Genomic DNA, 15,694 nt, shown 5'->3' with positions numbered 1-15,694 from the left:
GCAACAAAGAAAAAAGGGCAGACATGCTGGGCAATGAAACAACACTGATCCTGATGTGGCTGGCTGCGTTCAACGCGCTCAGCTTTCTGGCGTTCGGGTGGGACAAGCTATGTGCCCGTGCCAAATGGCGGCGTATTCCGGAATCCACGTTGTTGATGATCGCCCTGTTGGGGGGCAGCATTGGTGCGCGCCTTGGACAGCGCGTATTTCACCACAAAACCCGCAAACAACCCTTTGCGCGCAAACTCAGCACCATTCTGATCCTGCACGGGATCGCCTTTATTCTGATAAGTGTCGCCGCGCTGGTGGGGATCATTCCGACCTAAGGCCTCCCTTGAGGGCACTGATGCAAGCACGTCTGTTACCCTGCGAAAAATCTGTGCTAGGCTTTGTCTGACGACAGGATGCGAGGCAGAAATGGCAGAATCAGACGACGACAAATTCCAAGGCCGCCTGCACGGCGAACAAATCGAACCCGAGAGTGAGGGCAACATGCTGGGACGACTGATTTACATGATCCTGATCGCTTTGATGATCAATCTCGCCCAGACCATTCTGGTCGTGGTGACAGTCATTCAGTTTGTCATCATGCTGATCAACGCCAAACAGCCCAACGAGCGGCTGGCCGATTTTGGCACCGATCTTGGCATCTGGATCGCCAAAGCCGCCCGTTTTCAAACCGCCGCCAGTGATGTCAAACCCTGGCCGTGGACCGAGCTGGATTAGAATAGAAGCGAGTCACGTGTTTGCCTGGCAACGGCAGCAAGCAGCCCATACTGCCATTTTCTGCACCAAGCCATATTGAAGAATCGGCGGGAAGCGGACTTTCGCTGTGAGATGTGCCGATGTCATCCGAGCGGATTCGTTTTCCGTCACGATTTTTGAACAGGCGCACGCTTCTTTTGCGGCGCCGCCCTTGTGCCGATTCCCGGTAAGCTTCTGCGATGCCTGAATTCGCCCGGCGACCTACTTGTTAGTGGGCGGTTTGGAAGCTTATGGTTCGCCTTGCTGCCATCCAGCTGCCAGAAGCTTGTCGGTCACACCTTTCACCTGATCCGGGTTTGAGTAAATCCGGCCAAACACGACGGATGGATTGAACTCAGGCCAGTTTTCCATGAGCTCAAACGCATATTTCCTAGCCTTGTCGACCTCTCCAAGCCCTTGGTAGGAGGCCGACAGATAAGCATAGTTGGGCGCTGAAATCGGAGAACCGGATAGGCTGGCCGCGATCAGCGTGTCGATGGCGTCCTGATACAACCCAAGGTGAAAACTCGCGGCCCCATACAAGCTTTGATCTGCGTGGCGACCCACCGCTGATGTCCGTTCGCGGTCTGGATCTGCGGCTTCTCGGGCGGCGTCGAATTCGCCCGTAAGAAGCATCACTACGGCGTAGAAATCCAGAACGTTCCCGTCCTTTGGAGCAAGGTCGAGCGCGAGTTCGGCGTGTTCTCTTGCCTCGGAGTCGCGTCCCTCGACAAGAAGTGTCCAGGACAGCGCAGATTGAGACCAGGAGTTTGTCGGCGATTGCTCGATGGCGCGATCGACCATTTTGCGGGACTCGGCCAGAAGGCCGCTCCGATCCGGACCATCGGACAAGAACAGTGCCATTGCGGCAAGACACTGCGCGGCGCCGGCATATCCGCCGAAGTAGGTGTCATCCTTTCGGATCGCCTGCCGAAACATGGCCAACGACAGTTTCAACTGCTCTCTCTCGAACATTGGAAAGATCAGGTTCCGCGCATGATCCGAGAGTGTCACGGCCTGCAGGCTGGAGGGTGATTTGCTCATCCTGGCGCGGCGTTCGGCCTCGAGTTTCGGGTCGCCCGAAGTTGGTGTGATTGCGGCTTCAGGGGCGTCGGGGTGCCCGCGCAAAGACGTGATGGTCCCGAGCAAGAAACCGCAGCCCAACGCGACCAGAACAGCGCCCACAATGACCATCGAACCCTGGCTGCGCCGAAGGCCGGCATCGGCGACTTTCGGCGTCGCATCACGGGGCGACGTCTCCGTGGATCTGACCTCAAAACGGGGCACATAGGCTCCGGGGTCGACATGAATCAAGAGCGGCTCGTTCTGACCTGGGCCAACATAATACTCAGCCAAACGGCGCCTCAGTCGTCCGGCATCGACCCGAACAATATTGTGGCTGTCGGTATCCTGATCGAGCGCTCGATCGTAGAGATCTTCGGCAATGATCTTGGCGAGAATTTTGCGTTCTGGGTCGGCGAGATGCTTGGTCACGATGTAATCGAGCAGATCCACCAGCCGGCTTGCCCCCGCAAACGACTCGTCCGACTTGATCCGCTCCAACGCCTCCAGAATCTCTGTTCGCGACGCAAGGGCGGCGTAATGAGTGTTCAAATCAGAGTGGTTCTCAGCGCTTCCCATGTCATCCTTACTACCTACAAATGTCAGGCTTTCAAAGGGTTTCACCCCCTTTAACACCGTGTGACACTCGCGCTGAAAGCGTGTTGATGCAAACTGATCCCCGAAAATGACCAGACGAACGGGACGCCAGATGCACATCATGGAGGAGAGCTTTCCGGAGCATGCCGTTTCACTTCGCCATGGCCGTGGGGTGGACTCGGTACTGGACGAGATCTGCCGAGACTACGAAACGCTTTCGATCGATCTGCAGGAGGCTGAACGCTCCGAGGGTCGGTTGGACCGCGGCTATCAGGTGAAATTGCGCGACAGCCTCAAAGGTCTTCGAGAGGAGATCCTCGCCAGGCTGCGCATGCTTTGAACGACGTTCAACCGACTGACCCAACGACCAGATGCAGCGGCGCCAATTCGTGCAACGGGGCCGCTGAATGAAGACGCACAACCAAACAAGAATATGGGGAGACATCATGACTATCAGAACCTCGCTCCTGACGGCCACTTGCGCCGTCACGGTGCTGGCGACGGCGCCATTCGCCGTGGCCCAGGAAAAACCCATCATCCGCGATGCGGAGTACCGGATTCTCGAACGTCAACACGGAGACCGCTGGACCGCCGAAGACACGGAGATCGATGCCAAGCTCGCGGAGCTTCGTGAGAACAACGGCGGAAAGCCACCAAATATTCTCTACATCTTGCTGGATGACATCGGATTTGGTGAATTTGGAATGCCAGACCTGGATGTTATTCGCGGATACTCAACTCCTGAGATATCGAAATTTGCCGAACAGGGCATGTCGATGATGCGCATGTATTCTGAACCAAGTTGCACGCCAACACGTGTTGCTATGATTACGGGTCGACACCCAGTTAGAACCGGTTTCGACGAGGCCAAAGCCGTTCCCGAGGGCGAGGGGCTTGCAGCCGGCGAGGTGACGATTGCCGAAATCCTAAGTGATGTAGGCTATGCCACAGCCCACATCGGAAAATGGCATATGGGAGATATCGAACAAAGCTATGCGATCAATCAGGGCTTTGATTATGCCGAGCATCCGATTCACCAGCAGGCGCAGCTGGCCCTGATGAACACAACCGCGCTGAACGAAGGTCATATCTCGGGAGTAGACATGCGGCTGCGTTCCGACGAACTGATGCTGGACGACACGTTTCGCATAGATCCCTTCGCCATGGTCTACAACATTGTCGGCGAAAAAGGAGGCAAACCGCGCGAAGTTGGCATGGAACCTGGTCAGAAGTTCTCACAGGATGACTACCTGGCGATGGGCCAGCGCTACCAGGACAAGACGCTGGAGCAGCTGGAGCAAATGGCAGCTGGGGACAAGCCGTTCTTCCTGCAATACTGGCCGCTGATTCCGATCAGCTTTACCCGGACCGATATAGAACAGGCCCAGACGCTGAATGGCGGGCCGATCGCCGAAGCCATTGTCAACATCGACACCTATGTTGGTGAAATATTGGACCGTGTGGACGAACTTGGAATTGCGGAAAATACCGTCGTAGTAATCATGGGTGACAACGGCCCGTTCATGGAGTTTGTTGACCGCAGCGGTCAGTCGGATCGTATTTATCGTGGCGGTAAGACCGAGCATCTTGAAGGCGGTGTTCGCGTGAATGCCTTTGTCCGTTGGCCCGAGGTTATCGAGGCCGGTTCGCGCGTCAAGGACATCACCCATGTGTCCGACTTGTTCACAACCTTTGCACGGCTCGGTGACGCCGAGGCGGGCATCCCGCGCGACCGCATCATCGATGGCGTGGACCAGCTGCCCTTGTGGCTCAAGGGCGAAACCTATGGTCGGCGGGACTACGTTTTCATCTACGAGGGGTTCGTGCTGAAGTCGTTGGTCAAGCAGCAGTTCAAGATGCACCTGCCGCCTCCGGGTGGAAACCCGATCCTTGCGTCGATGTATGATCTCTACAAGAACCCTCGCGAAGACAGGCCGCAGGATTCCATCCAGGTCGGCGTTGGTTTTGGAGCCAATTTCAGCCTCATGGCGCAAAGACATCTGGGAATGAAGAAACAATACCCTGATCAGGCACCAGGACATGGTGAGCTATATGGTGGCATTGAGAACCTTCGACCAGAAACCAAAGCACTCGTCGAAAACATCATGTTTGGCCAGAGCCTAACTGCCGGGTCTGAATAAATCTCTATGAAAGTAAATTTGGGCCGGGGGAACTCGGCCCATGAAGCAACTATTCTTCGGGGAAATTGGCATGGAAAACTTCAGTTTTAAGAGCACAAAAAAATCTTGCCTGATCGCGATTGCGCTGTTCGGATTCATTTCAACTTCCGCACACGCCGAGCAGGCGGCCTTCACTTTTTCTGATGATTGGACGTTTGATCTTTCAGTCTATGCTTTTTTGCCTGGGTCCCTGTCAGGATCTTCGACAATAGCAGGACAAAAAGTTCCTTTGGATCTTGACCTCAGTGATGCACTTGATCTCTTGAATTTTGCCTTTGCTGGCCGCTTTGAAGCTTGGAATGGGGATTTGGGGTTCATTGCTGACTTGAATTATCTGGCGCTTGAGATCAACGCTCAACCGGCCCCGCCTATCACGGCAGATGTGGACGTTGAACAAGCTTGGCTTGGGTTGCTTGGTGGGTATCGTGTTGCATCAGGAACCAATGGCCGCGGCAATGCCTATTCGATTGATCTTCAAGGTGGCGCCAGGTACAATAGTTTGAAGCAAACTGTGGCAATCACAGGTGGTCCAGGAGCCGGGACAACGTTGGGTGGTACCGAAACTTGGTGGGAACCAGTCATTGGCGCACGGGCCTTGTGGCAGATCAACGATCGCTGGAACGGATTTGCAGCAGCCGATGCTGGCGGTTTTGGTGCTGGGGAAAATGACCTGGCGTGGAGCGCCACCTTAGGACTGGGGTATGAGGTCGGTAAACACGGGGCCCTCAAGTTTGGGCTCCGGTACTACAGTATCGATTACTCCACCGTCAGATCAGATGGTGTTTTTGCCTACAAGGTTCAGCAAATCGGGCCATTCGTCGGATATACCTACACCTTCTAACAAGACAGTTAAAACGCTCCCAAAATGCTTCGAATGACACCGTGTAATACTTACACTTTGAGAGGGCTTCGGCAAACTAAAGTTAAAGGGCCGCGAATGATGCTGCGAAACACGAGGAACACCCTGATATCCTAATCTTTTTGCCAAAGTCCCCGGTAAAGGAAAATTCTGAGCACCAAAGGCTATTTCTCTCTGTTCCTATCAAACAAAACCGAGCAACCAACAGAAAGTAAGAAAATGAAACATCAAACAAAACTTGGAAAATTTGTAATCGCAAGCGTCGCTGCGGTTAGCATGTTTGCCTCGGCACAAGTGGCCCAAGCGGCTGACGATGACGTTCAAAAAGGTGTACTAAAATGCACGGTCGCCGGGGGAGCTGGTCTCATTCTGGGGTCAAAAAAGAAGTTGGACTGTGTCTTTGAAAAATCCAATGGTGCCGAGGAAAACTACTCTGGCCGCATTCTCAAAGTTGGATTGGACATCGGTGTCACAAAGGAATCCCACATCACATGGGCCGTCTTTGCTCCTTCTGAACTAAATGCCGTAGGCGCATTGACTGGGAACTACGCCGGCCTTTCCGCTGAAGCTACGGTTGTTGGAGGCGTCGGCGCAAATGTTTTAGTCGGAGGTGGACAAGACTCGGTTACATTGCAGCCACTGAGCGTGCAGACTCAAACCGGCCTAAACATCGCCGGCGGCATTGGATCGATCAAATTGGAATTTGAAGAGTAAATTTTTGAATGCCCGGCGTCGGCTTCGTCCTTAATGACGAAAGAAACGTCAAATGGTGCGAGAACGCCGGGCAAGCTCAAGCAAGGGTGCTGTCAGACAAATTCGAACGAGTCTCTACTAGGCCAAGATCACTGTCCTTTATACGGCGCAAAGACCGCGCCCTCAGAGAGAACAGCGATGCAGTTTATCTTGAAATGTTCTCTTTGGGAAAGGCTGCGTTCCTGATTGAAGTGATTGTAAACGGAGGCATGGACGGAGACGAATTTCTGCAAACTTTGCATCCGACAAATGCGGTGCATCGCGCGCTCTTTTCGTCGAAACGGTAGGTGTGAATTCTCGGCTCGATTGTTCTTCCAATGGCCGGTCTCTTGTTTTGCCGCACTTCCGTTTTTTTCCTCGCGGCACCATAAGAACGGAAATTTTCGGTGACGACGACCTCCGGTTGGCCGTACCGCTTCATAAACTTCTTCATAAATTTAGGGGCCGCAGCCTTATCTCGGCGCTTGGTGACAAAACTATCCAGCACCTTACCTTCGTGGTCTACAGCCCGCCAAAGGTAATGCCGCTCACCGTTGATCTTTACGAAAACCTCATCAAGATGCCATCGCCAATTCGAGTAGCACCGCATCCGGCCGATCAGTTTTGGACGGATTTCAGATGCAAACAACGGGCCAAATCTATTCCACAAAACCGGATAGTTTCGTGGCTCACGTCAATGCCGCATTCATGCAGCAAGTCTTCCACGTTCCTGAGGGAGAGAGGAAACCTGACATACATCATCACCGCAAGGCGGATGATCTCAGGACTGGTCTTGAAGTAGCGGAAAAGGGGAGCGTTTTGTGATCTGGCAAAGCTACGGAACGGCCCTGCCCTTCACATCTAGGTTTCCTTTGACATCACCAATGTCTGGATTGCGCCCATATTGTCGAATGCTGCAATTGGCACGAACTGGAAGTAAGGCGGATTCCAGCTTTTCGCTGTGATCGCCAACCAGCCACGCCGAGAAGCTGGAAGCTGACATTCGATCGGCGCAAGTTCCGGCTTCCACTCTGCACCGCCGCAAGTCGGCCCAGAGCCCCATCTACCGGGTACCGTACTAGGACATTTCCCAGATGCGGCACTTGGGTAAAGCACAGCATTGGCCGAGCCAGAAACTCTAGGTTTGGTTAGCCAATGACCGGTTTCAACTTATCACGCCGCTTACTGGCAATTCGCTTTTACTTAGAACAAAAAGAACATCCCGCCAAAGTCACTTTCTTGGCGGGATGTTCAATTCGATTTCACCCTATTACAGTGACAGTACGGCTCTTTTCGCCATAACCGAGATCAGGTGGGCACGATAATCCGAAGCGCCGTGTATATCGGATATCAAGTTGCCGTCCGAGATATCAACGGCGTCGATCGAAGCATCGCCCATCGAACCAGTGAGCGCGGCTTCTAGTCCGGCATGACGAAACACACCGTCTTCTCCGGCACCGGTTACAGCGACACGTACTCCTGAGCCACTGTCAGCCACAAACACGCCGACCAGAGCAAACAAAGATGCCGGTTGGGCGAATTTTGCATAGGCCGCCTTGGACGGGGCGGGCACACGGACCGCGGTGATGATTTCTCCTTCGTCCAGCGCGGTTGCGAAAAGACCTTCGAAAAAGTCGTCCGCTGAGATTTCACGAGTGTTGGTCACAATGGTTGCATTCAACGCCAGCAATCCTGCGGGATAGTCCGCTGCTGGGTCATTGTTGGCGATTGATCCGCCAATCGTGCCCATGTTGCGAACTGCGGTATCACCGATACCCGAGGCAAGATCCGCCAACGCCGGGCAAAGACGCCTAACATCTACGTTTCCAGCAACTTCTGCATGGGTTGTTGTTGCTCCTATGGTCAGCTCGTTTCCGTTTGCTGAAATACCCGAGAGACCGGCGATCCCGCGGATATCCACCAGATCGCTGGGGGCGGCCAAATGTTGCTTCATGGTTGCCAGCAAAGTCTGGCCGCCGGAAAGCAGCATCGCTTCGTCTCCACCGTTCAGAGCGGCGACAGCATCGGCGATGGACGCTGGTTTATGATATTTAGTCGGATACATAATGGTCCTCCTTTACTCTGCTGCGACGGATTTAGCGCCGGCTTGAATGGCGCGCCAAACGGCTTGTGGAGTCGCTGGCATAGCCAGGTCATTCGTGCCGATCGCATCCGTGATTGCGTTGATCACCGCCGGAGGTGAGCCGATTGCCCCGGCCTCTCCACACCCTTTCACACCCAGTGGATTGTTTGGGCTTGGGGTTTCATGGTGTTGCACATGGAAAGACGGAACATCTGCCGCGCGGGGCATGGTGTAATCCATGTAAGACCCATTCAGCAGTTGGCCATCTTCGTCATAGACAACCTGTTCAAGCAGTGCCTGACCAATGCCTTGTGTCACGCCGCCGTGCACCTGACCCTCAACAATCATCGGATTAATAATTGTCCCAAAGTCATCAGCAGATGTGAACTGCACAATCTCAGTCGTACCCGTATCTGGGTCGACCTCGACTTCACAGATGAACGCTCCGGACGGGAACGAGAAGTTGACCGGATCAAAGAACGCAGATTCTTTCAGGCCGGGCTCCATCCCTTCTGGAAGGTTGTGCGCGATATAGGCTGCAAGACCCACTTCATGCCACGCCATGGATTTGTCGGTTCCGGCAACTTTGACTTCGCCGCCTTCGATGACAATGTCGTCTTCGCTGGCTTCCAGCGCATGGGCAGCAATTTTTCTGACCTTCGCCTCGACCTTATCCAAAGCCTTTGCGACGGCAGACATGCCAACCGGACCGGAACGTGATCCATATGTGCCCATGCCAAACTGAACCTTGTCCGTATCACCATGCACGATTTGTACATTTTCAATCGGCACACCGAACCTGTCAGCCACCACCTGAGCAAAGGTTGTTTCATGGCCCTGACCGTGGCTGTGGCTCCCGGTAAGGATCTCGATCGACCCGACCGGGTTCACACGGACCTCGGCGGATTCCCAAAGCCCGACGCCAGCCCCAAGAGATCCCGCCGCCTTTGAAGGTGCCAAACCACAGGCCTCAATGAAGGTTGAATAGCCAATCCCACGGAGTTTCCCACGCGCTTCAGCCTCAGCTCTACGAGCCGGGAAACCGGCAACATCGGCTGTCTCCTGTGCCATTTCCAAAATCTTCGGAAAATCGCCAGCATCATATTGCATGAGCACTGGTGTCTGATGCGGGAACTCTTGAATAAAGTTCCGACGCCTGAGCTCAGCAGGGTCCATCCCCATTTCACGTGCAGCGGTTTCCATCATCCGTTCCACGAGATAAGTCGCCTCAGGCCGTCCGGCGCCACGGTAAGCATCAACTGGAACTGTGTTGGTGTAGTATGTGCGCACGTTGCAATGGATGTTCTGAATATTGTATTGGCCGGACAAAAGTGGCGCATACAGATAGGTCGGAACCGAGCTTGAAAACAGCGACATGTAAGCGCCGATATTGGCAATTGTATCGACTTTGAAACCGACGATTTTTCCCGCGTCATCAAAGCCCATTTTCGCCGATGTCACGTGGTCGCGACCATGTGCGTCCGTTATAAATGCTTCTGAACGATCGGAAGTCCATTTCACAGAACGGTTGGTTTTCATCGACGCCCAAAGGCAGGTGATCTCTTCGGGGTAGATGTAGATTTTGGCTCCAAAGCCACCCCCCACATCCGGCGCAATCACGCGAAGCTTGTGCTCGGGGGCGACGTTGTAAAACGCCGACAAAACCAAGCGCGCAACATGTGGATTTTGACTGGTGGTGTAGAGTGTGTAGTGGTCCTCGGCGTCGTCATATTTGGCGACAGCAGACCGTGGTTCCATCGGATTGGGAGACAAGCGGTTGTTGGTCAGATCCAGCGAGGTGATGTGCGTCGCACTTGCCAGCCCAGCATCGGCGGCGGCCTCGTCACCCAATTCCCAATCGTAAATCTGGTTGCCGGGGGCGTTTTCGTGAATTTGCGGTGCGCCATCTTTCATCGATGTCAAAACCGAAGCCGCCACTGGAAGCTCTTCATAATCCACATCCACGGCTTCAGCTGCGATCCGGGCAAGGGCCTGTGTTTCTGCGATAACAACAGCAACCGCATCGCCGACATACCGTACCTTTTCGGTCGCCAGTGCGGACCAAGCGCCCATGTTCATCGGGCTTCCGTCTTTTGACGTGATGGCCCAACCACAAATGATGTTGCCGATGCCATCCCCGGTTAGTTGCTGACCATTTAGCACGTCAATGACGCCATCCATCGCCATTGCGGCAGATGTGTCTATGCCTTTCACGCGCGCATGTGCATGTGGGCTGCGAACGAAAGCCGCATACGCCTGATTGTCATTGCGAACGTCGTCTGTATATTTTCCTTTGCCGGTCGTGAAACGCTTGTCTTCCTTGCGTTTGACGCTGGCGCCAATTCCTGAGCTCATGTCATTTCCTCCCTTGCGCCAATCACATCTTCGCCGCGGCGTCTTCGATGGATTTCACGATATTATGGTAGCCGGTACAGCGGCAGATATTGCCTTCTAGCTCGGCGCGGATTGCATCAGATGTCAGATCTTTGCCCTCTGCTTTGTACCGTTTGACCATATCGACGCCCGACATAATCATGCCCGGCGTGCAAAAGCCGCATTGCAGACCATGGTTATCGTTGAAAGCAACCTGCATTGGGTGCAGGTCCCCGTTGGCCAGGCCTTCAATCGTGGTGACTTCGGCACCTTCCAGTGAAACAGCTAAGGTAGAACACGATTTCACGGCTTTGCCGTCAATGTGCACGACACAGGCACCGCATTGGCTTGTGTCACAGCCAATGTGAGTCCCGGTCAGACGCAGATGTTCTCGTAAAAACTCGGACAGGAGCGTCTCGTCGGGGACGTCCCCGCTGACCGCCTTTCCGTTCACATTCATGTTTATTGATGTCATTTGGTCCTCCCTGATGAGCAGGTCTTTGCGCCCGCTCTTTATTAATGGACCGCTGGATCTCTAATCTGGCGGTACCTCGTCATTGAATTGTGCGTGAAAACTGTCGAAAAACTTGTTGGCGAGTTTTTTGGCCGTTGAATTGATCAACCGACTACCGATCTGTGCCAACTTGCCCCCCACTTTGGCGTGAGAGGAAAATGCAAGAATGGTCTCCTCGCCGTCCTCTGTCAAAAGGACGTCTGCAGACCCTTTGGCGAATCCTGCAACACCCCCGTTGCCTTCGCCCTGAATTGTATAGCTTTGAGGTGCTTCAATATCCTGAAGCTCAACTGCGCCACTAAACTTTGCTTTTACCGGGCCGATCTTAAGCGCAACTTTTGCTTCCATCGTCGTGTCCGACGTCTTCACAAGTTCGGTGCACCCCGGAATACAGGCCTTGAGGACTTCGGCGTCGTTCAGTGCAGCCCAGACGACCTCGCGCGGAGCGGCAATACGATATTCACCGGTCAAATCCATTTAAGTACCTTTGGTATGAAAACCCGAACCTCGATCATACGTAGGCAAAGAGTCATTGCAACAGTTTTAGATCGTTTGGTCAGTTTTCATCAGCCGCATCATGCGCGGTTTATCGCCCGCCCCACTTAAGGCCATGCTGAGATCTGTAAGCGAACCAAGGGAATGGCAGGCATGAAAGCTGTCTGCAAAAGGCAAAATGGTGCGAATTCCTGCCGCTTTGGGTGAGAATTCGTTCCATCTTAGCAGCGGATTAAGCCAAACAAGCTTTCGGCAAGAAAGTGCGAGGCGTTCAATTTCATTGCGCAATATTTCGGTGCTGCCGGTTTCCAATCCGTCGGTAATCAGCAAAACCACTGCACCTTGTCCCAATACCCGGCGCGACCAATCCTTGTTAAACCTCTGAATGGCCTCACCGATGCGGGTGCCGCCCTCCCAGTCGGGAGCGTCTTTTCCGGCGGCTTCCAGAGCCAGATCCACATCCTTTAGATGCAAAGCGCGGCTTACGTTGGTCAGCTGCGTGCCAAAGGTAAATCCGTGAACCCGTCCCCAGCCGGCATTTGGTGACCAAACCAGTGAATGCAGAAAGTGCATCAGCATTCTTGAATAGACGGACATCGATCCAGAGATATCACAAAGCGCCACCAAATTTGGCGGCCGAACGCGCGGGGCTTTCATTGGCAAGCGGTCCAGTTCACCACCCTTGCGTAAAGATCGACGTAATAACGCGCTTGTGTCGGGAACTTGCCCCGACGGTCTGGCAATGTATCGCCGCGTTTTCATCGGGGCAACCTGCAACGACAGATTTCGGATGGCTCGTTTTGCTTCCGCAATTTCAGCGGCCCCCATTTGTTCAAAGTCTTTTGACTGCAGTATTTCGTTTTCCGACCAGCTTAACTGCGCGTCGATCTCAACTTCTTCGCTTTCCGGCCGCGGTGATGCATCTGGCGGATTGTCACCCAAAGCCTCAGCAGCGCGGCGCTCAGCTGCTTTGGGAGCGTCTTCTTCTTCCGCTGCCAAAGATTGCACCAACGGCAACATCATTTTCATCATACGTTCTAGGTATTCTGGATCGCGCCAGAACAGGTGAAACACTTGGTGGTAAGTTTCAAGATACTCTGGCCGGGTGATCAAAGTCGCCCTGAGCGTGTAGTAGAAATCTTGTCGCTTGGTAAAACCTGCGCGGCGCACAGCCTCAACCGCAGTGTGGATTTGGGCAGTTCCCACGTTGACACCAGCTTTGCGCAACGCTCGCGCAAAATGAACGACGTTTTCTGCCAAATGGCCTTCGGGAATGGATGCTGCAGATGCCACGTCCATCAGGGCGCTTTGGCAAGGTCTGCGCGCGCGTCATCGAGAATACGCGAGGCTTCAGAGCCGGCGATTTTGGAGATGTCGTCTTGATACTTCAAAACGGCCCCTAATGTGTCCGAGATCATTTCGGGCGACAAAGACACGGCATCGAGTGCGACCAGACATCGGGCCCAATCAACAGTTTCAGCAACACCTGGATTCTTGAACAAATCCTCTCCACGCAAACGTTGCACGAAGGCAACCACTTCCGACGAAAGAACGGCTGCACATTCCGGCACCTTCTTCATCAGAATTTCAAGTTCACGATCATAAGTCGGATAGTCGACCCAGTGATATAAACAACGCCGCTTCAATGCATCATGCACTTCGCGGGTCCGGTTCGATGTTAAAATAACAATGGGTGGCTCTTGGGCCTTGATTGCCCCCAGTTCAGGGATTGTTACCTGAAAATCCGATAGTGCTTCTAACAAGAATGCCTCGAAAGGCTCGTCCGTCCTGTCTATTTCGTCGATCAAAAGAACGGGTGGGCCTTCTTCATGTGGTTCCATCGCTTCCAGCAATGGGCGGCGTATGAGGAACTCCTCTGAGAACAGTTCTTTTTGCAAAACGGATCTATCTGCGCTTCCCGAAGCCTCAGCGGTGCGGATCGCAATCATCTGAGCGGCAAAATTCCATTCATAGATCGCTGAAGCCGCGTCTAAGCCTTCATAGCACTGAAGCCGTATCAAACGACGCCCCAAGGCTTTGGAGATCGCTTTGGCAATTTCGGTTTTGCCAACTCCGGCTTCCCCTTCAAGAAAAAGAGGTTTCCCAAGCGTGAGCGACAAGTAAGCAACTGTACCAAGATCTCTACCGCAAATGTAATCATTTGCAGAGAGGTACTCTAATGTCGCATCAATGCTGTTTGGAAGCTTCCGCATACCACCCCATTCATTTTTTGGCCTTACGCAAGACATAGCTTTGCATAAGAGCGAAGTCTACTTTGGGTGGGATTAGCTTCTATGGTTACTTTATTCGAGCAAGGTGGAGAATTAGCTTACCCGCAGCAATACATTCCCCTTTTCGATGTTACAAAGCTGACCCCGAGATCATCCGGCCTGCACCAAAATTCCGGTTTACGCCCTTCCTACCATATGCTGCACCAGCAAATTTAATAACCATGCACAAACAGCGAAAGCACCCGGCGGAACGATCTTTCGCTGGCTTGAATTCAAGCTAACGCAGCGAATGTCCGGAATGATGGGCCGCAGCGAAGCGACGGATACCTACAGTCAACGGCAGCCTAGGGCCAAAGCTGCCGCGATGGGAGAAAGGAGTGGTCCAATTGCTGCACCACTCACATATCGTCACTAAGGGCGGCAACCGGTCCCACGCTGCGACTTGTGCCGATGTCATCTCAGCGGGGCATTGGAGCCGTTCGCTGCAGTCATGGCAAAGCCCGCTTTCGGCGGTTCTTAAATTTGGGCGGTCCATGCATAAAATGCCATTCTGGCACGGAAAACCCCCGCAGCCATCGGACAACGGGGGTTCTGTTTATTCAACATCAAGAGTTGAATTACATCATCCTTCGCGTTCCAGCTTCTTGCGTGCAAGCTTGCGGGCACGACGGATCGCTTCTGCTTTCTGACGCGCGTTTTTCTCGGAAGGCTTCTCGAAATGTTGCTTGAGCTTCATTTCACGGAATACGCCCTCCTTTTGGAGCTTTTTCTTTAGAACTCGGAGGGCCTGATCGACATTGTTGTCGCGAACACTAACCTGCATGTGGTTTACACAAACTTTCTTGTTTGGGGTTGCGGTAATCTGAATCTACTGGTCAGATAGCAACCCTAGGCTATTTTGTACAGCAAGGGCGGCTATGCGGATGAAACTACCATTTTCTGCAATTGCGTCGAGGTTCGCTTAACTTATCATAAAAACATCATATCGCGTTGTTTTACCGATAATTTGGTGAGTGCACTTCTTAACGCCCTCAATAGGAGCAGCCTTGGCGGGCCACTTTAGAACTACTCGTTTACGCGCATGTTTGATCGCCAATCTTACGAGATCAGCAGCGTCATCGTCGGAGCCGACGATCTCGCGGACTTGACGTAGGTCCTGCTTCACCAGTGCCGAATTTTTCCGTTCAGGATGCATTGGATCAATCAGAATTGCTTCGCCAGCCAATTCTGGGATCACATCCAGCGCGTCTCCCTTCAGAAGGGTCATGCGTCCAATAATTTCGCGAATCTGACCACCCTCTCTTGCTGCGCGTTTCATACCTTGAACTAACAAAGCATGCATTTTCTCTGAGCGCTCGATTAATGTGACTTGCGCACCTAAAGACGCTAAAAGAAATGAGTCTCGGCCCAATCCAGCAGTCGCATCAACGATCATGGGAGTTTTACCCGCCCGCAGCCCCATGGCCTTGGCTAAATCTTGACCACGACCACCACCGAACCGAAGACGGTGGGCGACTGAACCTTCGACAAAATCAATGCGTAGTTCTCCTGCAACCTGCTTCAAACTTTATTCATTTTCTATCCCCGAAGAGCATTAATGCTCGTGCGCTTCGATCTGTAGCGCATTTCTATATTTCCCACAGCCCCAAAAAACGGCCATTGGTCCCGTGCGCAGCATTTGACACAATGGTCTCCTTCCTGCATTAGCCGCACTGTGCACCAAAGTCGGCTAATGGGATGTACCGGCTGCTTCACCCAGCAGGTTAGGCTGAGCCTATTTCTGCAAATAGGAGAAGTAGCATGGCGAAGACTGAATTTGATGAA

Annotated in this window: 15 protein-coding genes and 1 pseudogene; 6 read left to right on the top strand and 10 right to left on the bottom strand. The window is 53.3% G+C overall.

Annotated elements, in window-relative coordinates; genetic code table 11:
- Window positions 1-23: 23 nt before the first annotated feature.
- Both BUC32_RS09985 and BUC32_RS09980 read left to right on the top strand, forming a co-directional pair.
- Window positions 24-326, top strand: a complete 303-nt coding sequence (locus BUC32_RS09985) for a DUF1294 domain-containing protein (RefSeq protein WP_073252164.1) — start codon at window positions 24-26, stop codon at window positions 324-326.
- Between the two features lie 91 nt (window positions 327-417).
- Window positions 418-726 carry a DUF4389 domain-containing protein gene (locus BUC32_RS09980; RefSeq protein WP_073252163.1) on the top strand — a complete coding sequence of 103 codons (309 nt, stop codon included), beginning with the start codon at window positions 418-420 and terminating at the stop codon, window positions 724-726.
- Window positions 727-993: 267 nt separating this feature from the next.
- Here BUC32_RS09980 and BUC32_RS09975 read toward each other — a convergent pair whose 3' ends face one another.
- Complete coding sequence (locus BUC32_RS09975) at window positions 994-2,526, bottom strand: tetratricopeptide repeat protein (protein WP_139280694.1); 1,533 nt, start codon at window positions 2,524-2,526, stop codon at window positions 994-996.
- Here BUC32_RS09975 and BUC32_RS09970 point away from each other — a divergent pair.
- From BUC32_RS09970 to BUC32_RS09955, 4 genes are all read left to right on the top strand, one after another.
- A complete protein-coding gene (locus BUC32_RS09970; protein ID WP_139280693.1) occupies window positions 2,516-2,743 on the top strand; it encodes a hypothetical protein in 228 nt (75 codons plus the stop codon). The genes BUC32_RS09975 and BUC32_RS09970 overlap by 11 nt on opposite strands.
- A 106-nt stretch (window positions 2,744-2,849) precedes the next feature.
- The gene (locus BUC32_RS09965) at window positions 2,850-4,544 is read left to right on the top strand and encodes a sulfatase-like hydrolase/transferase (protein WP_073252157.1); all 1,695 of its coding nucleotides are present in this window, start codon (window positions 2,850-2,852) and stop codon (window positions 4,542-4,544) included.
- A 40-nt stretch (window positions 4,545-4,584) separates the two neighbouring features.
- Window positions 4,585-5,424: a hypothetical protein gene (locus BUC32_RS09960; RefSeq protein ID WP_083599299.1), complete on the top strand. Its 840-nt coding sequence runs from the start codon at window positions 4,585-4,587 to the stop codon at window positions 5,422-5,424.
- Between the two features lie 237 nt (window positions 5,425-5,661).
- Window positions 5,662-6,156 (top strand): DUF992 domain-containing protein, encoded by a 495-nt coding sequence (locus tag BUC32_RS09955; RefSeq protein WP_073252155.1) that lies wholly within the window; start codon window positions 5,662-5,664, stop codon window positions 6,154-6,156.
- A 128-nt stretch (window positions 6,157-6,284) separates the two neighbouring features.
- Here the strand turns inward: BUC32_RS09955 and BUC32_RS09950 are convergent.
- The 9 genes and pseudogenes from BUC32_RS09950 to BUC32_RS09905 all read right to left on the bottom strand — a co-directional run bounded on the left by BUC32_RS09950 (window position 6,285) and on the right by BUC32_RS09905 (window position 15,434).
- Window positions 6,285-6,954: pseudogene (locus tag BUC32_RS09950) on the bottom strand (IS6 family transposase).
- Between the two features lie 490 nt (window positions 6,955-7,444).
- On the bottom strand, window positions 7,445-8,239 hold the full coding sequence (locus BUC32_RS09940; protein ID WP_073252151.1) for an FAD binding domain-containing protein: 795 nt from the start codon (window positions 8,237-8,239) through the stop codon (window positions 7,445-7,447).
- A 12-nt stretch (window positions 8,240-8,251) separates the two neighbouring features.
- Complete coding sequence (locus BUC32_RS09935) at window positions 8,252-10,612, bottom strand: xanthine dehydrogenase family protein molybdopterin-binding subunit (RefSeq protein WP_073252149.1); 2,361 nt, start codon at window positions 10,610-10,612, stop codon at window positions 8,252-8,254.
- 22 nt (window positions 10,613-10,634) lie between these two features.
- Entirely contained in the window at window positions 10,635-11,105 is a 471-nt protein-coding gene (locus BUC32_RS09930) for a (2Fe-2S)-binding protein (protein WP_073252147.1), read from the bottom strand.
- 60 nt (window positions 11,106-11,165) lie between these two features.
- Window positions 11,166-11,621 carry an SRPBCC family protein gene (locus BUC32_RS09925; RefSeq protein ID WP_073252145.1) on the bottom strand — a complete coding sequence of 152 codons (456 nt, stop codon included), beginning with the start codon at window positions 11,619-11,621 and terminating at the stop codon, window positions 11,166-11,168.
- A gap of 66 nt (window positions 11,622-11,687) precedes the next feature.
- Window positions 11,688-12,938, bottom strand: coding sequence for a vWA domain-containing protein (locus BUC32_RS09920; protein ID WP_073252143.1), 1,251 nt, complete (start codon window positions 12,936-12,938; stop codon window positions 11,688-11,690).
- A complete protein-coding gene (locus BUC32_RS09915) occupies window positions 12,938-13,852 on the bottom strand; it encodes an AAA family ATPase (RefSeq protein ID WP_073252141.1) in 915 nt (304 codons plus the stop codon). The genes BUC32_RS09920 and BUC32_RS09915 overlap by 1 nt, the downstream gene beginning before the upstream one ends.
- Window positions 13,853-14,492: 640 nt before the next feature.
- Window positions 14,493-14,693 (bottom strand): 30S ribosomal protein S21, encoded by a 201-nt coding sequence (gene rpsU, locus BUC32_RS09910; protein WP_040700433.1) that lies wholly within the window; start codon window positions 14,691-14,693, stop codon window positions 14,493-14,495.
- A 138-nt stretch (window positions 14,694-14,831) separates the two neighbouring features.
- Window positions 14,832-15,434: a class I SAM-dependent methyltransferase gene (locus BUC32_RS09905; RefSeq protein WP_073252139.1), complete on the bottom strand. Its 603-nt coding sequence runs from the start codon at window positions 15,432-15,434 to the stop codon at window positions 14,832-14,834.
- Window positions 15,435-15,694: the final 260 nt, after the last annotated feature.

The organism is Shimia gijangensis, from assembly GCF_900142085.1.
In the GTDB taxonomy this organism is placed as follows: domain Bacteria; phylum Pseudomonadota; class Alphaproteobacteria; order Rhodobacterales; family Rhodobacteraceae; genus Shimia; species Shimia gijangensis.
The sequence above is the reverse complement of the archived record's forward strand: the minus strand, read 5'-3'. Positions and strand labels throughout refer to the sequence as shown.